The sequence below is a fragment of the Thalassospira povalilytica genome, from assembly GCF_002844235.1.
Classification (GTDB): Bacteria; Pseudomonadota; Alphaproteobacteria; order Rhodospirillales; family Thalassospiraceae; genus Thalassospira; species Thalassospira povalilytica.
In genome coordinates this window covers 41371-64195 of record NZ_PGTS01000007.1, presented here as the reverse complement: position 1 = coordinate 64195, position 22825 = coordinate 41371, and the positions used below count along the sequence as shown (strand labels likewise).

At 56.4% G+C, this 22825-nt stretch carries 18 protein-coding genes; 13 read left to right on the top strand and 5 right to left on the bottom strand.

The window, feature by feature from the left end; translation table 11 throughout:
- The first annotated feature begins 105 nt into the window (after window positions 1–105).
- The 5 genes from CU041_RS17110 (at window position 106) to purU (ending at window position 5507) form a co-directional block, all read left to right on the top strand.
- Entirely contained in the window at window positions 106–1002 is an 897-nt protein-coding gene (locus tag CU041_RS17110; protein ID WP_101247835.1) for a class II glutamine amidotransferase, read from the top strand.
- A gap of 84 nt (window positions 1003–1086) precedes the next feature.
- Complete coding sequence (locus CU041_RS17105) at window positions 1087–1773, top strand: GltB/FmdC/FwdC-like GXGXG domain-containing protein (RefSeq protein WP_101247834.1); 687 nt, start codon at window positions 1087–1089, stop codon at window positions 1771–1773.
- Window positions 1773–3149 carry an FMN-binding glutamate synthase family protein gene (locus CU041_RS17100; protein WP_456154838.1) on the top strand — a complete coding sequence of 459 codons (1377 nt, stop codon included), beginning with the start codon at window positions 1773–1775 and terminating at the stop codon, window positions 3147–3149. Before CU041_RS17105 ends, CU041_RS17100 begins: the two co-directional genes overlap by 1 nt.
- Window positions 3150–3235: 86 nt before the next feature.
- On the top strand, window positions 3236–4540 hold the full coding sequence (gene glnT / locus CU041_RS17095) for a type III glutamate--ammonia ligase (protein WP_101247833.1): 1305 nt from the start codon (window positions 3236–3238) through the stop codon (window positions 4538–4540).
- Between the two features lie 82 nt (window positions 4541–4622).
- Window positions 4623–5507, top strand: a complete 885-nt coding sequence (gene purU, locus CU041_RS17090; protein ID WP_101247832.1) for a formyltetrahydrofolate deformylase — start codon at window positions 4623–4625, stop codon at window positions 5505–5507.
- Between the two features lie 90 nt (window positions 5508–5597).
- Here the strand turns inward: purU and CU041_RS17085 are convergent, their stop codons facing one another.
- Window positions 5598–6998 (bottom strand): HAMP domain-containing sensor histidine kinase, encoded by a 1401-nt coding sequence (locus CU041_RS17085; RefSeq protein ID WP_101247831.1) that lies wholly within the window; start codon window positions 6996–6998, stop codon window positions 5598–5600.
- Window positions 6995–7777, bottom strand: a complete 783-nt coding sequence (locus CU041_RS17080) for a response regulator transcription factor (RefSeq protein WP_101247830.1) — start codon at window positions 7775–7777, stop codon at window positions 6995–6997. Before CU041_RS17080 ends, CU041_RS17085 begins: the two co-directional genes overlap by 4 nt.
- A gap of 165 nt (window positions 7778–7942) precedes the next feature.
- Between CU041_RS17080 and CU041_RS17075 the strand changes: the two genes are divergently transcribed.
- The 3 genes from CU041_RS17075 to CU041_RS17065 are packed head-to-tail and all read left to right on the top strand — an operon-like array spanning window position 7943 to window position 12638.
- Window positions 7943–9136, top strand: a complete 1194-nt coding sequence (locus tag CU041_RS17075; RefSeq protein WP_101247829.1) for an efflux RND transporter periplasmic adaptor subunit — start codon at window positions 7943–7945, stop codon at window positions 9134–9136.
- A gap of 2 nt (window positions 9137–9138) precedes the next feature.
- Window positions 9139–11124 (top strand): MacB family efflux pump subunit, encoded by a 1986-nt coding sequence (locus CU041_RS17070; RefSeq protein WP_233433155.1) that lies wholly within the window; start codon window positions 9139–9141, stop codon window positions 11122–11124.
- A gap of 14 nt (window positions 11125–11138) precedes the next feature.
- A complete protein-coding gene (locus tag CU041_RS17065; protein ID WP_101247828.1) occupies window positions 11139–12638 on the top strand; it encodes an efflux transporter outer membrane subunit in 1500 nt (499 codons plus the stop codon).
- 199 nt (window positions 12639–12837) lie between these two features.
- On the opposite strand, the gene CU041_RS17060 is transcribed toward CU041_RS17065, so the two are convergent.
- The gene (locus tag CU041_RS17060) at window positions 12838–15000 is read right to left on the bottom strand and encodes a dihydroxy-acid dehydratase domain-containing protein (RefSeq protein ID WP_101247827.1); all 2163 of its coding nucleotides are present in this window, start codon (window positions 14998–15000) and stop codon (window positions 12838–12840) included.
- Window positions 15001–15089: 89 nt separating this feature from the next.
- Window positions 15090–15851 (bottom strand): SDR family NAD(P)-dependent oxidoreductase, encoded by a 762-nt coding sequence (locus CU041_RS17055; RefSeq protein WP_068517030.1) that lies wholly within the window; start codon window positions 15849–15851, stop codon window positions 15090–15092.
- A 243-nt stretch (window positions 15852–16094) separates the two neighbouring features.
- Here CU041_RS17055 and xylF point away from each other — a divergent pair, with 243 nt between their 5' ends.
- The 5 genes from xylF to CU041_RS17030 all read left to right on the top strand — a co-directional run bounded on the left by xylF (window position 16095) and on the right by CU041_RS17030 (window position 21999).
- Window positions 16095–17126, top strand: a complete 1032-nt coding sequence (gene xylF, locus CU041_RS17050) for a D-xylose ABC transporter substrate-binding protein (RefSeq protein ID WP_068517029.1) — start codon at window positions 16095–16097, stop codon at window positions 17124–17126.
- 100 nt (window positions 17127–17226) lie between these two features.
- Window positions 17227–18492, top strand: coding sequence for a sugar ABC transporter permease (locus CU041_RS17045; protein ID WP_170310290.1), 1266 nt, complete (start codon window positions 17227–17229; stop codon window positions 18490–18492).
- A gap of 11 nt (window positions 18493–18503) precedes the next feature.
- A complete protein-coding gene (locus tag CU041_RS17040; RefSeq protein ID WP_233433154.1) occupies window positions 18504–19406 on the top strand; it encodes an ATP-binding cassette domain-containing protein in 903 nt (300 codons plus the stop codon).
- Window positions 19403–20584, top strand: a complete 1182-nt coding sequence (locus tag CU041_RS17035) for a fumarylacetoacetate hydrolase family protein (RefSeq protein WP_101247825.1) — start codon at window positions 19403–19405, stop codon at window positions 20582–20584. The genes CU041_RS17040 and CU041_RS17035 overlap by 4 nt, the downstream gene beginning before the upstream one ends.
- 161 nt (window positions 20585–20745) lie before the next feature.
- Window positions 20746–21999 (top strand): ROK family transcriptional regulator, encoded by a 1254-nt coding sequence (locus tag CU041_RS17030; RefSeq protein WP_101247926.1) that lies wholly within the window; start codon window positions 20746–20748, stop codon window positions 21997–21999.
- A gap of 99 nt (window positions 22000–22098) precedes the next feature.
- Here CU041_RS17030 and CU041_RS17025 read toward each other — a convergent pair whose 3' ends face one another.
- The gene (locus tag CU041_RS17025; protein ID WP_068517025.1) at window positions 22099–22824 is read right to left on the bottom strand and encodes a ribonuclease activity regulator RraA; all 726 of its coding nucleotides are present in this window, start codon (window positions 22822–22824) and stop codon (window positions 22099–22101) included.
- Between the last annotated feature and the right edge of the window lies 1 nt (window position 22825).

The following is a 22825-nucleotide window of genomic DNA, read 5'->3' as shown; positions in this document are numbered from 1 at the left end:
TGAAGAATATAATTCACCCTGATGAAATTTTTATTCTTATGAGTTGATTCCGCAATCGCGAACAGTTAGTCTCCATTCAAGCAACAGAATGGAGACTGTCCTGCCATGTGCGGCATCGTTGGTTTATTCCTTAAAGATAAAAGTCTGGAACCGCAGCTCGGCGCTTTGCTGTCGGAAATGCTGGTGACCATGACCGATCGCGGCCCTGATAGTGCGGGGATCGCCATTTATGGCGCAGATCAGAACAATCTGGCCAAACTCACCATTCAGTCCCCGGAACCGGAAACCGATTTTGCCGGCCTGACCGATGCATTGCGTGCTGCGGGCATTGCCAATGCATCGATCCTGCCCAAAAGCACACATGCCGTGATCACGGTTGGCGCCGATCAGATCGATGCCACCCGTACCGCCCTTGCCGAACTTCGCCCCAATATCCGGGTGATGGGCACCGGCAATGTCATGGAAATCTATAAGGAAGTCGGCCTGCCCAAGGATGTGGTCGAACGGTTCAAGATTACCGACATGTCGGGCACACACGGCATTGGCCATACGCGCATGGCGACCGAAAGTGCGGTCACGACCCTTGGTGCCCATCCGTTTTCGACCGGATCGGACCAGTGCCTTGTCCATAACGGCTCACTTTCCAATCACAACAATCTGCGCCGTGAACTGTCCCATCAGGGCATTCGCATGGAAACCGAAAATGATTCCGAAGTCGCCGCCGCCTATCTGACCGGGGAAATGGCCAAGGGCAAGAACCTTGGCGAAGCATTGACCAGCGCGCTTGATGACCTTGACGGGTTTTTCACATTCGTCGTTGGCACCAAGTCGGGCTTTGGCGTGGTACGCGATCCGATTGCGTGTAAACCCGCCGTCATGGCCGAAACCGACGCCTATGTCGCATTCGGGTCGGAATATCGCGCGCTTGTGAACCTGCCGGGCATTGAAGATGCGCGGGTTTGGGAACCGGAACCGGCCACGGTTTATTTCTGGGAACACTGATTTTCAAGAACCCTGTCGGGTGCAGCGATATCGCGCCCCGCCCCGGCCGCTCCAGACAGGCGGCCATATAAGGAAGGAACACATATGCCAGTGTTTGATCTTGCAACCACCGAACTGCGCGATCTGAATGCGTCGCTTCATGCACTTGATAAAGACGGTGGGAACGAGGAATTCGAAGTCACCAATCCGCGCGGTGCCCATGCGGTTGCCGTCGGGATTGATGCCCCGGTCGATGTCCAGATCAAGGGCAGTGTCGGCTATTACTGTGCCGGTATGAATGAGACCGCCAACATCACGGTGCATGGCAATGCCGGTCCGGGTGTGGCCGAAAACATGATGTCGGGCAAGGTCGTGATCAAGGGCGATGCCAGCCAGTATGCCGGGGCCACCGCCCATGGCGGATTGCTGGTGATCGAAGGCAATGCATCGTCACGATGCGGCATTTCGATGAAGGGCATCGACATCGTCGTCAAAGGCAATATCGGCCATATGTCGGCCTTTATGGCGCAATCGGGCAATCTTGTTGTGCTGGGCGATGCCGGGGACGCGCTTGGTGATTCGCTTTATGAGGCACGGCTTTTCGTACGCGGCACGGTCAAATCGCTTGGTGCGGATTGCATCAAAAAGGACATGCGCCCCGAACATATCGAAATTCTGGCCAAGCTTCTGTCGGATGCGGGGATCACGGATGTGAAGCCCGAAGAATTCACGCGATATGGCTCTGCCCGCCAGCTTTACAATTTCAACATCGACAATGCCGACGCTTATTGATGCGCAGCGCTGAAACCATGCTTTCAGCCCAGAAACAGGATCAGACCATGAGCCACAAACATCCCGTTACCACGCCGCGCAAATCGGCAACCTTTGATGATTATACCTTATCGGAAATCCGCCGTGCAGCGGCCACCGGCATCTATGACATTCGCGGCAGTGGCGCCAAACGCAAGGTCCCGCATTTTGATGATTTGCTGTTCCTTGGCGCATCCATGTCACGCTACCCGCTTGAGGGATATCGCGAGAAATGCGAAACCGCGGTCACGCTGGGCACCCGTTTTGCCAAAAAGCCGATTGAACTTAAAATCCCGATCACCATCGCGGGCATGAGTTTCGGGTCCCTTTCCGGTCCGGCCAAAGAGGCGCTTGGCCGTGGGGCGACCCTTGCGGGCACATCGACCACCACCGGCGATGGCGGCATGACCGAGGAAGAACGCGGTCATTCCGAAACTCTTGTGTATCAATATCTTCCGTCACGATACGGCATGAACCCGCGCGATCTGAAACGCGCCGATGCGATTGAAATCGTCATTGGTCAGGGCGCGAAACCGGGCGGCGGCGGCATGTTGCTGGGTCAGAAAATTTCGGACCGTGTGGCCCATATGCGCAACCTGCCCAAGGGGATCGATCAGCGTTCGGCATGTCGTCATCCCGACTGGACCGGCCCGGATGATCTTGAGATCAAAATTCAGGAATTGCGCGAAATCACCGACTGGCAAAAGCCGATCTTTATCAAGGTTGGCGGTGCCCGCCCCTATTATGACGTGGCCCTTGCGGTCAAGGCCGGTGCCGATGTCATCGTGCTTGACGGCATGCAGGGCGGTACGGCCGCAACCCAGGAAGTGTTCATTGAACATGTCGGTCAGCCGACCCTTGCCTGTATCCGCCCGGCGGTAAAAGCGTTGCAAGACATGGGAATGCATCGCAAAGTACAATTGATCGTATCTGGCGGCATTCGCAATGGCGCGGACGTGGCAAAGGCATTGGCCCTTGGCGCGGACGCGGTTTCCATCGGGACGGCTGCCCTGGTCGCGATTGGCGATAACGATCCCAAATGGGAAGAAGACTATAACGCGCTTGGCACGACCGCCGGGGCGTATGACGATTGGCATGAAGGCCGTGATCCCGCAGGCATCACGACCCAGGATGCCGACCTGATGAAACGGGTTGACCCGATTGCCGCTGGCCGGCGTCTGGCCAACTACCTGAAGGTCATGACACTTGAAGCGCAAACAATTGCGCGCGCCTGCGGCAAAAATCATGTGCACAACCTCGAACCCGAGGATCTGTGCGCACTGAATATCGAAGCGGCGGCCATGGCCGGTGTACCGCTTGCCGGGACCAGTTGGATTCCCGGTCAGGGAGGATTCTAGAACATTAACGCACCACCGGAACCGGTGTGCCTTTTGGCACGCCGGGATAACCGTTGGCACTGCATAAAATTCGTCAGGGGACTTCAATGACCAAGGATCTATCAGCCTTTGCCCGGGAACGCGGCATAAAGTATTTCATGATCAGCTTTACCGACCTGTTTGGCGGACAGCGCGCCAAACTTGTTCCCACCCAGGCGATTGCTGACATGCAGGAAGAAGGTGCGGGATTTGCCGGGTTTGCGACCTGGCTTGATCTGAGCCCCGCCCATCCGGACATGTTTGCAGTTCCTGATCCGGATTCTGTGATCCAGTTGCCGTGGAAACCCGATGTTGCCTGGGTCGCGGCCGATTGCATCATGGAAGACCAGCCGGTCGAACAGGCCCCGCGCAATGTCCTTAAGGCCCAGATCGCCAAGGCTGCCAAGCTTGGCCTGAATGTCAAAACCGGGGTCGAGGCGGAATTTTTCCTGATTACCGAGGATGGTACGGCAATCTCGGATGCCGCCGATACCGCCGAAAAGCCGTGTTACGACCAGCAAGCAGTCATGCGCCGCTATGACGTGATTGCGGAAATCTGCGATTACATGCTGGAACTGGGTTGGGGCGCCTATCAGAACGATCATGAAGACGCCAATGGCCAGTTTGAAATGAACTGGGAATTTGATGATGCGCTTAAAACCGCGGACAAGCATTCCTTTTTCAAATTCATGGTCAAATCGATTGCCGAGAAACACGGCCTTCGCGCGACATTCATGCCCAAACCGTTTGCCGGCCTGACGGGCAACGGGTGCCATTGCCATGTATCGGTGTGGAACGAGGCCGGTCAGAATGCCTTTGCCGATGACGCGGCCCCGTTTGGCCTGTCATCAAAGGGCAAGCATTTCCTGGGCGGGATCATGAACCATGCATCGGCCATGGCCGCGATCACCAACCCGACGGTCAATTCATATAAACGCATCAATGCACCGCGCACCACCTCGGGCGCGACCTGGGCCCCCAATTCGGTGACCTGGACTGGCAATAACCGCACCCACATGGTGCGTGTTCCGGGGCCGGGCCGGTTTGAATTGCGCCTGCCCGACGGGGCGACCAACCCCTATCTGCTTCAGGCGGTGATCATTGCGGCCGGACTTGACGGCATGGCAAATGCCGCCGATCCCGGCCCGCATTATGACATCGACATGTATGAAGAAGGCCATCTGGTCAAGGATGCGCCGCGCCTGCCGCTGAACCTTCTTGATGCATTACGCGAACTGGGCCGCAACGAGGCGCTTCAGGCCGAACTTGGCATGGCGTTTTCCAAGGCGTTCCTCAAGCTCAAGCAAAAAGAATGGAATTCATATGTTTCGCATTTCTCAAGCTGGGAACGCGAAAACACGCTTGATATCTGATGCTTCTGCCCGGCCCCAAAACATTCCCCGATGGACGGGGCCGGGTCATTTTCATTCACTGTTATTTTGAAAGCCAGACGAGATGAAAAGCTACGTTCTGACAGTCACCTGTGACTCCCAGCGCGGGGTTGTTGCCGCCATTTCAGCCTATCTGGCCGAACATGGTTGCAACATTACCGACAGTTCCCAGTTTGATGATATGGAAACCGGCCTGTTCTTTATGCGGGTGGCCTTTGTCAGCGAAGAAGGTGTCGATCAGGAAACCCTGTCGCGTGGCTTTGATGGTCCGGCAACGCAATTTGGCATGAATTATCAGTTCCATGACAGCGCGGAGAAGATGAAGGTTCTTCTGATGGTGTCGCGGTTTGGCCATTGTTTGAACGATCTTTTGTATCGCTGGAAAATCGGGGCCTTGCCGATTGATATCGTCGGTGTGGTTTCAAACCATTTCGACTATCAAAAGGTCGTGGTCAATCACGATATCCCGTTCCACCACATCCCGGTGACCAAGGACAACAAGCCCGAAGCCGAGAAAAAGCTTCTTGATATCGTTGCCAGCAGCGAGGTCGAGCTCATTGTACTGGCGCGCTACATGCAGGTTCTGTCTGACAGCCTGTGCAAGAAAATGAGCGGCAAGATCATCAATATCCACCATTCATTCCTGCCAAGTTTCAAGGGCGCCAACCCGTATCGGCAGGCCTATGAACGCGGTGTGAAACTGATCGGGGCGACGGCCCATTATGTGACGGCCGATCTTGATGAAGGTCCGATCATTGAACAGGATATCGCGCGCATCACCCACGCCCAGAACTCGGCCGATTATGTATCGATCGGGCGTGACGTTGAAAGTCAGGTTCTGGCACGTGCGGTCCACGCCCACATTCACCACCGGTCCTTTATCAACGGCAATCGTACCATTGTCTTCCCGCCAAGCCCGGGAAGCTACGCGTCCGAACGCATGGGATAATCATCCCGGTCCGAAAACCGAAACGCCCCGGCTTTGCACAGGCCGGGGCGTTTGTTTTTTTATGGGTGTCTTTCTTGCCCGTCGCGATGATCAGACCTCGGCCTGACGCAATTCATAGGGCAGAAGGATTGTAACAAGAAGCCCGCCCTGATCGCGGTTGCGGATTTTGATATCCCCGCCATGGGCGCGAATGGCACGCTGGGCAATCGACAGGCCAAGGCCGAACCCACCGCCCCAGGCATTTGATTGCCCGCGCACGAAGGGCTCAAACAGATCATCGAGTTTGTCGCCATCAATGCCCGGGCCTTCGTCACTGATGTCGATGCGGAACTGCTGGTGATCGACATCATCCGTGGCCGTGATTTTGACGATCTGGCCTTCGCCCGAATGGCGCAGGGCATTGCGCACGACATTTTCAAAAGCCCGGCGCAACAGTTCGGGACTGCCCATCAATACCGGTACATTGTGATCACCGGACGGTCGCGCCCCGAAATCGGCATCGACAATCACACCGGTGGCATCGGCTTCGAACCGGGCATCGCTGACCACACGGCCCAGCAGATGATCAAGATCGATCCATGATTGATGGCGTGCCGCACCGCTTTCGGCCCGCGACAGGGTCAGAAGTTCACCCACCAGCTCATCAAGCCGGACGGCTTCCTTTTCGATGCGATCAAGCGAAGTGGCACTTTTGTCCGGTGACTGGCGCGCCAGCCCGACGGCAAGCTGCATCCGGGCAAGCGGAGAGCGCAATTCGTGCGAGACGTCATTAAGCAACCGGTCACGCGCCGCGACAAGCCGTTGCAACCGGTCAGCCATGACATCGAAATCACGGGCCAGATCGGCAATTTCATCGCGACGCCGGCCGATGGTTTTGCCCAGACGGTAATCCAGATTGCCGCGCGACAATTCGTCGAACCCGTCACTGATTTTCAGGATCGGGCGCGTCAGATACCAGGCGAGTACACCACTAAAAACAAGGCCGCCAATCGATCCGAGAATGATCAGGGGATTGGGGACTTTCCAGCGTGACCGTTGCGGGATTTCGGCAATCACATCACTGACATCATAGATCAGGCGGATCTTTTCACCGCCAGGTCCGGTCACGACCTGTTCAAAGGCGGGGTATTCTTTGAGCGCATCCAGCCATTCGGGGGAACCGTTATCCGGCAAGACGCGCGCAACCATATCGGCACTATTGGCGCCATCGACAGTACCGCCCGAACCGGGGGAGCCCAGATCAATGATCAGGCGGCTGCGTTCGGATTTTGGCCAATGGGCAATGGTGGCTTCGAGTTCGTCAACACCGCCATGGCGGGCGACTTCGGCCGCGGTTTGCAGATATCCCGGAGCGGTGCGTTTGAGATAGCCGATATGGAACGGTTCGGGCGGCCCGCCATACAACATCAGCAGCGACCACACCCCGACCGAGATACCGGTAAAGGTTATGATAAACCCGATCAGGATTTTCCAGAACAGACGTCTTTTCATGTGTCCTGCCTTAAACGATAGCCAAAGCCGCGCACGGTTTCGATCATGCCGGCATCGCCGCTGATGGTTTGCAGTTTCTGTCGCAGGTTGCTCATATGCACATCAATCGAACGGTCATAAACCTCGCGCGGGCGGCCCAGCACCTTGCGCGACAATTCGTCCTTGGAAAGGGCACGTTCGCCCGCACGCATCAGCACTTCGAGCAGATTGAATTCCGACACGGTCAAATCAAACGCCACACCATCAAAACTTGCGACGCGGCTGGCCGGTTTGAGTTTGAGTTTGCCATGAACAAGTTCATCTGACGGATTGTCCCCCGCCCCGTCCGGATCACTGGGGACGACCGGTTCGGCACGGCGCAAGACCGCACGGATACGGGCCACCAGTTCCCGCGGATAATAGGGTTTGGGGATGTAATCATCTGCCCCCAGTTCAAGCCCGATGACCCGATCAACGTCATCACCCTTGGCGGTCAGCATGATCACGGGTACGCGGCTTTTGACACGCAATTCGCGCAGAACGTCAATGCCGCCCATGCCGGGCATCATGATATCAAGCAGGATGACGGCATATTCCCCCTGAAGCGCGCGCGCCAGCCCTTCCTTGCCGTTATAGGCCTGGGAAACGTCAAAGCCCTCGCCATCAAGATATTCGGCAAGCATCGCCCCCAGTTCGGCGTCGTCATCTACAAGCAATATGCGGGTCAATTGTTTGCGTCTTTCCTTGGCGTCGGCACGGTATAACGGGCCGGTTTGTTTTTGCGGTCTGGATGATGCCATTCTACCCATCGTTGCGCCCGTTAAAAGAGCCCGAAGGCCATCTTTACACATTCCTTACAGATCATTTTCGCCCCCCTCACCCTCAAGCCCGGGCTGGCTTGTTATCTGTTGCTCATCAGGAATGCGCATGTCGCGCCACTGAGCAATGTCAGGAATGAATGCCCGATGAGTAGATCCGGAAAACGTGTCCGCAACGCCGTCATTTTGATTGTCGCCCTGGCCGGGGCCGCGTGGGGGTTGCAGGCCTATCTGTTCCCCAGCCGTGCCGATACCGCCTTTATCACGGCCAAGCCGCGCATGGGCACAATCGAAGATACCGTGCTTGCCACCGGGGCGGTCAGTGCTTCGAAGCTGGTCAGTGTCGGCGCGCAGGTTTCCGGTCAGATCATGGCCCTGCATGTGGAACTTGGCGACCGGATCCGCGAAGGCGACCTGATTGCCGAGATCGATCCGTCAACCCAGGAAAACGATCTGCAGGAGGCCGAGGCATCCCTTGCCAATATCAAGGCCCAGCTTGCCGCCCAGAAGGCGACACTCAAACAGGCGGAACTTGATTTTGCCCGCCAGAAGAAGATGCGCGCACTTGATGCATCCCCGCAGGAAGATTATGACGCGGCCGAAGCCGCCCTTGCGATTGCCAAGGCCGATGTCGATGCGTTGAATGCCCAGATCACCCAGGCCGAAATTGCGGTGGATACCGCGCGGATCGACCTTGGCTATACCAAGATCACAGCACCGATGGATGGCACGGTCGTCGCCCTTCCGGTCAAGGAAGGCCAGACCGTCAACGCATCACAATCCACCCCGACCATCATCAAGCTGGCCAAACTTGATACCGTAACCGTCAAGGCCGAGGTCTCCGAAGCCGATATCATCCGTATCAAGGAAGGCCTGCCTGTGAAATTCACGGTTCTGGGGGATTCCAGCACCGTTTACAAAAGCACCCTTCGCGCCATTGAACCGGCCCCGACCGGGATCGAGGACGATGATGAAAACACCGATGACGAAGCGGTCTATTACAACGCGCTGTTTGATGTTGAAAATCCCGACCATCTTTTGCGTCTGTGGATGACAGCCGAAGTCACCATCATTCTTGATCAGTCGGAAAATGCCCTGATTGTTCCATCCTCGGCCCTGAAAGGCCCGACCGAAGATGGCGGTTATTTTCTTGATGTCATGACCGACGATGGCCACCCGGAACCGCGTGCCGTCACCGTCGGGCTGAATACCAATATCAATGCCGAAATCACCAGCGGCCTGAGTGCGGATGACGAGATCGTCATTGGCATGGCCAGCGGGGCCGAATTACCGACAAGCACACAATCGGGACGCCGGGGTCCTCCGGGTGGGATGTTTTGATCATGCGCGATGAAACCATGTCAAGCAGCACCACTGCCCCGCTGATCGAAATTCGCAATCTGTGGCGTCATTACCCGGCCGGTGAAGAACAGATCGCCGTGCTTAAGGGCGTTGATCTGACGATCGAGCGTGGCGAAATGGTCGCCATCATCGGGGCGTCGGGATCGGGCAAATCGACATTGATGAATATCCTTGGCTGTCTGGATCGCCCGACCGAGGGGGAATATCGCGTCAATGGTCGCCTGACCGGTGATCTTGAACCTGATGAACTTGCCGCCCTGCGCCGCGAATATTTCGGGTTCATCTTTCAGCGATATCACCTGTTGTCGGATCTTAGTGCGCTTGGCAATGTTGAAGTTCCGGCGATCTATGCCGGAACCGATGCCGGCGAACGAACCAGACGCGCAACCGAAATCCTGACCCGTGTCGGATTGGGTGACCGCATCCATCACAGACCGAGCCAGCTTTCGGGCGGACAGCAGCAACGTGTCAGTATTGCCCGTGCGCTTATGAATGGCGGGGATGTCATTCTGGCCGATGAGCCGACCGGCGCACTTGATACGCAAAGCGGCAAGCAGACGCTTGATCTGTTGCGCGATCTGCATCGGGACGGACATACCGTCATTCTGGTGACCCATGATCATGATGTGGCGGCCCATGCCGAACGCATCATCGAAATCCGCGACGGCGAAATCATCCGCGATGAACGCATCACACCAAAATCCGATGAGGACGCATCGACCGTTGCGATCAACACCATCAGCAGCGATCAAAGCAGCTATCTGTCGCAACTTGGCCGGTTTGGCGAAGCGTTCAAAATGGCGCTGATTGCGATGAATGCGCATCGCCTGCGCACTTTCCTGACCATGCTGGGCATCATTATCGGCATTGCGTCGGTGGTTTCGGTCGTGGCCCTTGGCACCGGGTCACAGGAACGCATCCTTTCCGATATCAGCAGCATCGGCACCAGCACGATCGACATCAATCGCGGCAAGGATTTCGGAGACCGGGATGCCGATCAGATCCGCACATTGACCGCCGGTGATGCCGACGTTCTGGCCAGCCAGTATTATGTCGACAGCGTCACGCCCCGGGTTTCAAGCACCGTCGCACTGCGATATCGCAATATCGAGGTCAATGCCAATGTCACCGGTGTTGGCACCGATTATTACCGTGTCCGCGGCTATGAAATTGCCGACGGCATCTGGTTTGACCAGACGGCAATCGGGAAACGTGCCCAGGTTGCCATCATTGACGACAATACCGTGCAGAAGCTTTTCCCGGACGGGGAACGTGCGGTTGGCGAAGTGATCCTTCTTGGATCGGTGCCGGTACAGATCATCGGGGTAACCGCGCCGAAAACCAGCACGTTTGGCAATCAGGACAGTCTGAATATCTGGGTGCCGCACAGCACGGCTTTGACCCGTATTCTTGGTCAGACCTATCTGAGCAGCATCACGGTACGGGTGGCCGACAATGTCGCCCCCGCGCTTGCCGAAAGCCAGATTACCGATCTTTTGACCCAGCGCCATGGCACCAAGGATTTCTTTACCGTCAATAGTGACAGCATCCGCCAGACGGTCGAGAAAACCACCAGCACCATGACGCTTCTGATTTCATCGATTGCGGTGATTTCATTGGTCGTCGGCGGGATCGGGGTGATGAATATCATGCTGGTTTCGGTCACCGAACGCACCGGTGAAATCGGGGTCCGCATGGCCGTTGGCGCCCGTCAAAGCGACATTTTGCGCCAGTTCCTGATCGAAGCGGTCCTGGTGTGCATTCTGGGCGGGGGACTTGGCGTTCTTGGCGCCCTTGCCATCGGCGAGCTGTTTGATCTTATCGGCAGCAGTTTTTCGATGGTCTATTCCCCGACATCAATCATCGGTGCCTTTGCCTGCGCGACCATGATCGGCATCACATTCGGCTTTTTGCCCGCCCGCAATGCGGCACGACTGGATCCGGTCGATGCCCTGTCACGCGACTAGGAAAGAAAAAGATCATGAAAAACATTCTGAAAACCGGAACGATCCTGTCGATGCTGATGCTTGCCGGATGTTCGAGCCTGTCGGAAGTCAGCTATGACCGGCCCGACATGACCATGCCGGCATCGTGGGGCCAGTCAACAGATATAGCCACCAGAAACGACACCGGAAACGACATTGGAAACGACATTGGCACGGATGATACCGCAACCCGGGCTGAAATTCTTGCACAGACCGGATGGTGGAAGAATTTTGACGACCCGCAGCTGAACCGGTTGATTGCGCGCGCGCTTGAAACCAACAACGATCTGGCCGCAGCCACCATCAAGGTCCGCCAGGCACAGTTGACTGCGGGACTTGCCGAAGATGCGCTTTATCCCGATCTTTCAGCGGGCAGCGATATTTCGACATCGCGCCAGTTTGACAGCGAAGATGGTCGCAGCAATGGTGACATTACGCGCAGCTATGGCGTTGATGCCGGGATCAGTTACGAACTTGATCTGTGGGGCAAGCTTGGCCACGATTATGATGCCGCCAAGTGGGAAGCCCTTGCCACCCTTGAAGATCGCGAAAGCACTGCGCTTTCGCTGATCGGGACCACGGCGACCCTTTACTGGCAGGCGGTCTATTATCAGCAGCGTCTTGATATCGCGCAGGCCAGCATTGATTACGCACAGCAAACCCTTGATCTGGTGGATGTGCAATATGCATCGGGTTCGACATCATCGCTTGAAGTCAATGAAGCGCGCAGCAACCTTGAAAACCAGCGCGCGGCCTATACCCAGATTGAACAAAGCCTGATCGAAACCAAGAATGCGTTATCCATTCTGTTCAACCAACCGCCATCAGATATTGAAATCACGCGCAAGACACTGCCCGCCGGTATGTTGCCCGCCATTCCCGAAGGGTTGCCATCGGGTCTTCTGGAACGGCGTCCCGATGTCCGGGCTGCTGAATTGCGCCTGCGCGAAAGTGTCGAGGAACTCAATTCCGTAAAGACCAGTTTGTTGCCAACCATCAGCCTGACCGGGACGCTTGGATCAAGCAGTGATCAGTTGCGCAATCTTTTGTCCAATCCGGTTGGAACACTTGGCGCCAGCCTGGCGTTACCATTCCTGAACTGGAATGAAGGGCAGTTGAATATCAAGGTATCCGAAGCCGAATATGAACAGGCCATCGCCGAGTTCCGCCAGACCACGTACCAAGCAATGGCGGATGTCGAAAATGCCCTGTCTGCGCGGACCAATTATGATCGCCGGGCTGAAAGACTTGAAGCAGCACTTGCAGCGTCACTTAACGCAGAGGCGATCTATGAAACCCGGTTCCGGTCGGGGGCGGTCGCGATGCAGGATTGGCTTGATGCGCAGGAAGACCGGCGCACCACCGAGGAAACCGTCCTTGAAAACCAGCTTGATCGCATCACCAACCTGATCACGCTTTATCAGGCGCTGGGCGGGGATGCGACACCAGACGCATCGCAGTCCGGTGCGGCAACCGATCAGGTCAGCCCGACCTGATCACGGCGCGCGCGGATATTGGCAATATTTGAAAGGTCAGGACATGCCCCGATTTCATCGTGAAAAAGCACCAATGCTTGGACGGCTTATGATGCTTGTCGGTGGCGGGCTGTGCTTTGCGGCACTTGTTTTGACGGTTCGGGAATCCAACAGCGTGACGCGCGGTGAAATCATATTTGAACGCGACAGCGCGCAACGCCTATCGCCAGGACTTGATTGCACGGCGGTCAACTGCCCGTGGGACGATGCCGCACGCCGCATTTCCAATCGCATCGAGGACATTGCTCGCAGCGATATCACATTGCCGGGCTTCCATCCGCCCAAGCCGCCCTTCGAAGAGTTCGACCCGTTCTTTGATCCCCCGTGGATCGGCGGGTAATTCCACCCCGTCCAGAAACGCCACCGGATCAAGCCAGTCAAGTTTCAGCGTCGTCAGGTTCAGACGCAGCACATCCCCGTCACGCAGATAACCGATCCCGCCGCCCGTGAATGCTTCGGGCACCATGTGACCAATGCACGCGCCCTTTGTCACCCCGGAATAGCGCCCGTCCGTAATCAGCATCGAGGATGCTTCAAGAATGCGGTGATGACGCAGGTTCTGGGACGGTGAAAACATTTCCGGCATGCCATAGGCTTCGGGCCCCTGCCCGCCAATGACAAAGGCAAAGGACAAATGCCCCTGTGCCAGCATGTCCTTGGGCGCGTTCATATCAACACTGTTCCCGCCATTGCGCCGAACCACTGCGGCAATCAGTTCTTCGTCCACGCCATCGGTTTCAATCAAACGTGTCACCAGATCGGGGGATGCGAAATCCCCGTTACAGACATGTTCGTTTTCGTAATAGCGGACGATGAAAACATGATCGTCGAAATGCGACAGCAAATGGTCGCTCATACCCGATGTTTTGACCGCGCAATTTTCAAAGAAACTGCCGGTAAGAACATCGACACCCGATCGTTTGCGCACCGGGGTGGCGCGAATGACCGATGCATCACCAAGCGACAGGTCAACCGGATTTTCAAGACCGGCAATCCGTTCGGCCCAGGTTTTGCCAAGGACCGTCGGCGCATCAAGATCCATCGCCACCCCCAAATCGGCAAGAATGCGATAAATGCTTTCCATGCCGCGATTTTTGCCTTCGGCCATTTGTTGGGCCAGTACAAAGGTATCGCGATTTTCGGTCAGGCTGTGGGCAAAGATTTCAGGCACCGGGGTTTTGGTGCGCACATCCTGATAATCATCAATCGACACATCAAACCCGGCATAACGCATCATGAAAGGCAGATGCAAAAGCATGTTGCTGCTTGATCCGGTCGCATTATGAATGCGCACGAAATTGGCGAAATTGGCTTTTAGCAGATTGCCGATCGCATATTGCGGTTTGTTGAAGACATCAAACAAGGCATCCACCCCGGCCGCCACCGCACTAAAGGGCGGAACATCGGTCAGAAGTTCCAGTTCAGGGGGTGTCAGGCCAAAGGCCGCCAGCATGGTGCGCGATGAATTTCCCGTGCCGTTAAAGGCACAAATGCCACCCTTTGAATCACAGGTCGCAGTGGCAAGCTGATCGAGCACGCGGCGTTCAAGTGCGCCATCAATCAGCCCCAGCAACCGGGCGCGTTCCAGCAACCCGGCAAAGGCCTCGTCCGAGGTGCATTGCAGGATATAGCGCATGTTTTCACGAATATCCGATCCCAGATCATCATGCCCGGCCGCGTCCGCACTGGCTGCGATATCATCAAGCAACCGCCGTGTGCCTTCGGGGATTTCACCGCCCTTGAGAACATGGGACGGGGCAAAAACCGCCCAGACCGGGGCCTGATCGCCGCGATAGGCACGGGCATGATCGGCAGCCGCCAGACCGGCAACCACAGCAGCCGGTGATTTGTCACAGCCGGCAATGACATAGGCCGCGTGATAGCTGTGCCCTTCGAACGTGATATTGACCGCAGCAGCCGTGTGATTGCGCGACGCCAGGGAATAGCTTTGCCCGATATTGTTTTGCGCGGTGCCATCACAGATTACCGGCACATGAAACAGGAACGGCACCCCGCCCATTTCCCAGATGCGGATTGCCGCCATCAGGGCCTGTGGCCGATCAAGAAGATGGGCCGGATGATCCGGCGCGCCGCCAATGATCGCAATGCGTGGCCGGTTTTCCACCAGACGCCCGACCACATCCCTGATTTCCGGGACGCTGAAATCACGGCCCCGGGCAACGACCGGGTTTTCATTCACCGCATCGCGCAGCAATTTGACAACCGTGATCGGCTGATTGGCCAGCCCCTGAATGCAATCGCGGTAAGGGTTTGCTTTTTCATCAATGATGATCGGGGATGCGGGAAGATTGGTGGGCGACATGATGTGTGTTCTCGATTGGGGCGACTGCGGGACAAGGCATTTACGAACCGGCAAACCCGATGATTGGATTTAGGCCGGTGCGTGACGGATCAGACGATGCCGCCATCAACAATGAAGTTCTGTGACGAGCAGGCCGAAGACACATCGGATGCCAGAAACAGCACCATCTGCGCGACATCATCACCGACCAGCCGGCGTTTGACGCATTGCTGTTGCTGAATGCGTTCCTCGTCGGCGGGGGAAATCCACAGATCAAGCTGTCGCTGGGTCATGATGCAGCCCGGCGTTAGCGCATTCACACGAATGCCATCAGCCCCCCAGTCACGCGCCAACGCACGCGTCAGGCCAATCACCCCGGCCTTGGCCGTTTCATAAGCCACCAGATCAGGAAGCCCCATCATATAACTTACGGAACTGAAATTAATGATGCTGCCAGCACCCTTTTTCTTCATGTCCGGGGCCACGGCCTGAGCACAAAAGAAGTGATGCGCAAGGTTGACATCCAGACCATCGCGCCATTGTTCCGGTCCGATTTCTTCGGGGCGATGCCGGTCATCACGGGCGGCATTATTGACCAGAACATCCATCGGCCCGATTGCCGCCGACATTTCGCGCACCGCACCCGCAATCAGCGATTGCTGGCGAAGATCAAAGGATTTGTAGACCGGGGCCCGACCGGTTTCATCGCGGATCTCGTCAATCAGCTTTTGTGCGGCACCATCATCAATATCAAAGAAACCGACATGCGCCCCCTGGGCACAGAAGGCACGCACAATTGATGCCCCGATCCCCGACGCACCGCCGGTCACAAGCACGGATTTCCCGTCAATGTCGTGATAACTCGCTGTCATAACGTTCCCTGTCATATCTTTGTTTTATTTTAGACAACCAAATTAAATGATGCAGTGCATCATTGAAAATCACCCCATAAATCAACCAAAAATGCGGATTTACGGGACAAATTGATCGCCTAAAGAGCTGTTTTTAATTTAATCACTAAAAAAAATTTGACAGGACGGCTTCTTCACGTCAACATTTTTTCGACAACAAAAATAAATGTCGCAACAAGACACATTCATTCAGGGAAGAAACCAATGAAAAAACTCCTCTCCACGGCCATGCTGGCCGGTAGCGTATTGCTGTCTGCAAATGCCTTTGCGGCCGATCTTACGGTTGGCGTCAGCTGGTCGAATTTCCAGGAAGAACGCTGGAAAACCGATGAAGCCGCGATCAAGGCCGCCCTTGAAGCAGCCGGCGCGGAATACATCAGTGCGGACGCCCAAAGCAATCCGTCCAAGCAGCTTTCCGATATTGAAAGCCTGATTGCGCGCGGCGCGGATGCACTGATCGTTCTGGCGCAAGACTCCGCCTCGATCGGTCCGGCGGTGGAAATGGCAACCAATGAAGGAATCCCGGTGGTCGGTTATGACCGCCTGATCGAAGACCCGAACGCCTATTACATTACATTCAACAACAAGGAAGTCGGCCGCCTTCAGGCCGAGGCCGTGTTTGGCGCCCAGCCCAAAGGCAATTACGTCTTTATCAAGGGCGCGCCGACCGATCCGAATGCCAATATCCTGCATGAAGGCCAGCTTGAAATTCTTCAGGCGGCCATCGATTCCGGTGACATCAAGGTTGTCGGCGAAGCCTATACCGACAGCTGGCAGCCGGCGATCGCCCAGCGCAATATGGAGCAGTTCCTGACGGCTGCGGATAACAAGGTTGATGCTGTTGTTGCCTCCAACGACGGTACGGCTGGCGGTGTGGTTGCCGCCCTTTCCGCACAGGGCATGCAGGGTATCCCGGTTTCGGGTCAGGATGGCGATCATGCGGCTCTGAACCGTGTTGCACTTGGCACCCAGACGGTTTCGGTCTGGAAGGATGCGCGTCTTCTTGGCAAACGGGCCGCTGAAATCGCAGTCGATCTTGCCAAGGGCACCAAGCTTGCCGACGTTTCGGGCACCGAAGACTGGCAAAGCCCGAATGGCGTGACCATGAAATCCTTCTTCCTTGATCCGGTTGCCATCACCCAGAACAAGCTTGATCTGGTGATTGATGCCGGATGGGTTTCCAAAGACGTCGTATGCAAAGGCGTTCCGAGCGGCAAGGTATCTGCCTGTAACTAGGGCAGTCTTTATTTCCTCCTGCCTTGCTTAACCCGGGGTCGGCTGCTGTTCGCGTGCGCAGAACACAGCATGCCGGCCCCGCTGCCTTACGAGCGTTTTCATGTCACGACTGCTTACGAAAATGGAAGTCGACCGCCGGTTGGTTGGCCTTGCCGTTGTTTTGCTGATCATCTGGGTCGGCTTTGATATCGCATCGGGCGGGCGATTTATCACCCCGCGCAATATCTTTAACCTGTCGGTCCAGACCGCATCGGTTGCCGTGATGGCCTGCGGCATGGTTCTTATTATCGTTACCCGCCATATCGATCTTTCGGTCGGCGCCATACTGGGCGTTCTGGCCATGATCATGGGGGTGGTTCAGACCGATGTCCTGCCACAGTTTCTGGATTACAATCATCCGCTGACCTGGATCCTGACCCTTCTGGTCGGCATTGTCCTTGGCGCGGCTATTGGCGGGCTTCAGGGGCTTGCCGTCGGGTATCTCGGTGTTCCGGCCTTTATCGTAACGCTTGGCGGTCTTCTGGTATGGCGCGGTTCGGCCTGGTGGGTGACACAGGGCCGAACGGTTGCCCCGCTTGATCACAATTTCATTTTGCTGGGCGGCGGGATCGAAGGCACGATTGGCGCGACATGGAGCTGGATCGTCGCCCTGATCGCCATTCTTGCGATCATCTATGCCGCGATCATGGAGCGCCGCCGCCGTCTTTCATTCGAATTTCCGGTCAAGCCGGTCTGGGCCGAATATACCAATACCATCATCAAGGGCGGGCTGGTTCTGGCCGCGATTGCGACCCTCAATGCCTATCACCTGCCGACGCGCGCCGCCGAACGCCTGCTTGAGAACAAGGGCATTCCGGTCACCCCGGAAAATCTTGAAATCTCGCACGGTATTCCGATCCCGCTTCTGATTGTCGCCCTTGTGGCGATCATCCTGACCATTGTGGTCAAGCGGACCCGGTTCGGGCGCTATGTCTTTGCGATTGGTGGCAATCCGCAGGCCGCCGAGCTTGCAGGCATCAATGTCAAACGCATGACGGTTGCGGTCTTTGCCCTGATGGGGGTTTTGTGCGCGATCAGTGCGGCGATTTCGTCAGCACGCCTGCAATCGGCGGGCAATGATCTTGGCACCCTTGATGAATTGCGCGTCATTGCCGCCGTGGTGATTGGCGGAACGTCGCTTGCGGGCGGGGTTGGCACGATTTATGGCGCGCTGATCGGTGCGCTTGTGATGCAAAGCCTTCAAAGCGGCATGGCGCTTTTGGGGGTCGATACATCGCTTCAAAGCATTGTCATCGGGCTGGTTCTTGTTCTGGCTGTCTTTAGCGACAAGTATTTCCACCGTCGTTACAGCGACCCGACCGCGTAAGGAGACCGGATATGACCGACATGACCACAAATACCGATCCGCTTGTCGAAATGCGCGACATCCATATCAGCTTTGGCGGGGTCAAGGCCGTCGACGGGGTTTCGATTGATCTTTATCCCGGCGAAGTGGTCGGGGTGCTGGGCCACAATGGCGCTGGCAAATCGACCCTGATCAAGATCCTGTCGGGTGCGTATCAGGCCGATAGCGGCCAGATCATTGTCGATGGCAAGGAAGCCAAAATCGAAAATGCCCGTGATGCGCGCGACAACAATATCGAGACGATCTATCAGAACCTTGCGCTTGCCGATAACCTTGATGCAGCCCAAAACCTGTTTTTGGGGCGCGAAATCATCGACAAGCTTGGGTTCCTTGATGATGCGGCGATGGAACACAAGGCACGCGAGGTCCTTCATCGCCTCAACCCGAATTTCAAGAAATTTACATCACCTGTTTCGGCCCTGTCGGGCGGGCAGCGGCAATCGGTTGCGATTGCGCGTGCCCTTTTGTTCGAAGCCCGCGTGCTTATCATGGATGAACCATGCGCCGCGCTTGGCGTGCATGAAACCAAAATGGTCGGTGAACTGATTGATCAGTTGAAACGTGACGGGCTCGGTATATTGTTGATCAGTCACGATCTTCATGATGTGTTTGATCTTTCCGACCGGCTGCATGTGATGAAAAACGGCAAGCTGGTCGGCAGCGTCAGAACCAAGGATGTCACACATGATGATGTTCTTGGCATGATCATTCTGGGCAAGATGCCCGAACATCTTTTGCATCTGGCTGGTCCGGGTGCAACCAACCGTCCGGTCACATCCAAAGCATCGGACATCACGACACCGGATAAAACTGGCACCGACCAACCACACCCCGCCCCTTTGACCCCGAACGAAACAAGCGAGACGCCCCGATGACCCAAGGCTTTCCGGCAAACCATACCGATATCCTGCCCGATGACGCCAATCGTGCCATTCTGATCGGACGCATCTGGGACCCGCGGGTTTCCGGCCCGACCCCGGTTCTGGTCGATGGTGAAAATCTGCGTGATATCAGCAGCCTTGCGCCGACCATCAGCCAGTTGCTTGAACGCGACGATGTTCTGGCCCGGCTGTCAAACCCGGCAAGTTTCCCAACCGCCGCATCGCTTGGCGACATCATCGAACAGTCAAGACCGGGTGCCGATGGCAAGACCGCCCATCTTCTGAGCCCCAATGATCTTCAGGCGATCAAGGCAAGTGGCGTGACCTTTGTTGCCAGCCTGCTTGAACGCGTGATCGAGGAACAGGCACGCGGGGATGCCAGCAAGGCCGATCAGATCCGCACCGAAATCACCGGCATCATTGGCGATGACCTGTCACAGATCGAACCGGGATCAGACAAGGCCGCCGAGATCAAGCGGGTCCTGATCGAAAAAGGTGCCTGGTCGCAATATCTTGAAGTCGGGATCGGCCCGGATGCGGAAATCTTTACCAAATCCCCGGTGATGTCGGCTGTGGGCCATGGGGCCCATGTTGGCCTGCATCCGATTTCAAACTGGAACAACCCGGAACCCGAAGTGGTTCTGACCGTGACATCCAAGGGCAAGATCGTTGGCGCGACACTTGGCAATGACGTCAATCTGCGTGATGTCGAAGGCCGGTCCGCGTTGCTTCTGGGCAAGGCCAAGGACAATAACGGGTCCTGCGCCATCGGGCCGTTCATCCGCCTGTTTGATGACCACTTTACCCTTGAAACCGTCAAGGGTGCCGATCTTGCCATGGCGGTTGATGGCACGGATGGCTATCACCTTGATGCGGTCAGTTCGATGAGCCAGATCAGCCGCACACCCGAAAGCCTTGTCGGTCAGGCAATTGGCAAACATCACCAGTACCCGGATGGCTTCATGCTGTTTTTGGGCACCATGTTTGCCCCCACCGATGACCGCGGCGGTGCTGGCAAGGGCTTCACCCACGAGATGGGGGATCTTGTGACCATCTCGACGCCAAGCCTTGGCAAACTGATCAATCAGGTTGACCGGTCCGATGCCATCAATCCGTGGCAATTCGGCATTACCGCCCTGATGACCAACCTTGCCGCCCGCGGGCTTCTGTAACAAACAGACGCCCGGGCGTTCTATCCCCTTGCCAAAACGGGATAAAAAATGCCCATATCAAGGATCAGGACGTATTGATATGCCACCGGGCACTGATCCGTCCCGATCCTGCGGCGCGCACAAAGCCCGCCCCGCGATTTCAAAGGATGCAGATCCGCTTCATGAGCCGCCGTAAAGAAGCCGAAACCCCACGCCAGCCGTCACAGATTGCCATTCTGCGCTATTTGCGCATTCACGGCCCTGCTGCGCGCATTGATATCGGCACCGCAACCGGGTTAAGCCCGGCAACGGTAACATCCCTGACCGCCGATCTGATGGCACAGGGGCTGGTGCAGGAAAGTCAGGGAACGGCGAACGGAAACGCGACCGGCAATGGCGGCGGAAATGGCGGATCAACACGCGGCCGCCCCAAGGTGTTGCTTGATCTTGTGCCCAATGCGGCCTGTGTGATTGGCGTCAAGATCACCATCAATCTGATCGAAATTGCCCTGGGCAACTTCAAGGGTGAAATTGAATGCAGTTCGGAACATAGCATCAATACCCGCGATCTTGATGAAAATGGTCTGGTCACGACCCTGATCGGGCTGATCGAGGAATTCATCACCCGGCATAAGGATTTTTCAGCCCGACCACCGGTTGGCATCAGCCTTGCGGTTCAGGGGGTGTGCGACAGTAATAGCGGCGAAATCATCTGGTCCCCGGCCCTGCGTCATCGCAACATCGCACTTGCCAAGGCATTGGGTGAACGGTTTGGCGGGATTGTGCAGATGTCAAACGATGCCAACTGCATTGCCACCGCCATTTCCCAGAACACCAATCTGCATCGCGGCGGCGATTTTGCCGTGATCATGCTGGGCTATGGCATCGGCATGGGGCTGGTTCTGAACGGGTCGGTTTACAATGGCGATTTCGGTACAGCAGCCGAATTCGGCCACACCAAATATCAACCCGACGGGCCGCTGTGCAACTGTGGCAGGCGCGGCTGTCTTGAAGCCTATATCGGGGATTACGCCATATTGCGCGATGCCCGCGGCCTGATTGACCTGCCCGATACCAACAGCCTGCATCCAAGCGAAGAACAGATGATGGATCTGGTGGCGCGCGCCCGCGCCGGGGATCAGGACCTGGCTGATCTGTTCCACCATGCGGGCAAGGTTTTGGGATATGGCATTGCCAATCTAATCGCGCTTTTGGGCCCCAAACAGATTTTCATCACCGGATCGGGCGCACGCGCCTATGACATGATGGAACCGGAATTGATGCGCGGCCTTGAACAGGCACAGGTTCCCGAACTGCGCCGTGGCCCCGAAATCACCCATCTGGCCTGGGACAAGGACCTTGCCCTTCAAGGGGCGATTGGCCAAAGCCTGTTGCGTCATGATGAAAACATGTTTCAGGCAACCACCGCCAACTAGCAACACCCGCTTGCAAAGCCGGCCACCAATGAAAAAGCCGCCCCATCGGAGCGGCTTTTGTCGTTTGTGACGCATTGTCTGTGACGCAGCGGGCGGAAATCAACGCCCGTTCTTCTTGCGCCATTCTTCGTAATTGGCCTTGGTTTCATCCTTGGTTGCCGGATAAAGACCAATGATCGGCTTGCCCGAAAGGACTTCTTCAAGAACGAAGTCCTCGAAGCTTTCCATGCCTGCGCATTCTTCGGCCAGTTCATCGGCCAGATGGGCCGGAATGACAACAACGCCATCCTTGTCCCCGACCAGAACATCCCCCGGGAAGACCGGCGCATCACCACATCCGATCGGCACATTAAGGTCATAGGCCTCGTGCAGGGTCAGGTTGGTCGGTGCGGACGGGCGCGAGTGATAGGAATGAATGGAAAGCTTGCCAATGCCTTCGGCATCACGGAAACCGCCATCGGTCACGATGCCTTCGACACCGCGCTTCATCAGGCGGGTCACAAGGATCGAGCCGGCAGAGGCCGCACGGGCATCCTTGCGGCTATCCATCACCAGAACATGACCGGGCGGGCATTCTTCGACAGCCACGCGCTGCGGATGTTTGGGATCACGGAACACTTCGATCGGGTTGCGATCTTCGCGGGCCGGGATATAGCGCAGCGTATAGGCCTGCCCGACCATGTTTTCATCTTTGGGGGCAACCTGATGAACATTCTGGATGAACTGGTTGCGCAGGTTGCGTTTGAAAAGTGCCGTGCACAGCGAAGCGGTACTGATTTTCTTGAGCTTGTCGCGTGTCGCACTGCTCAGGACATAGTCACTCATT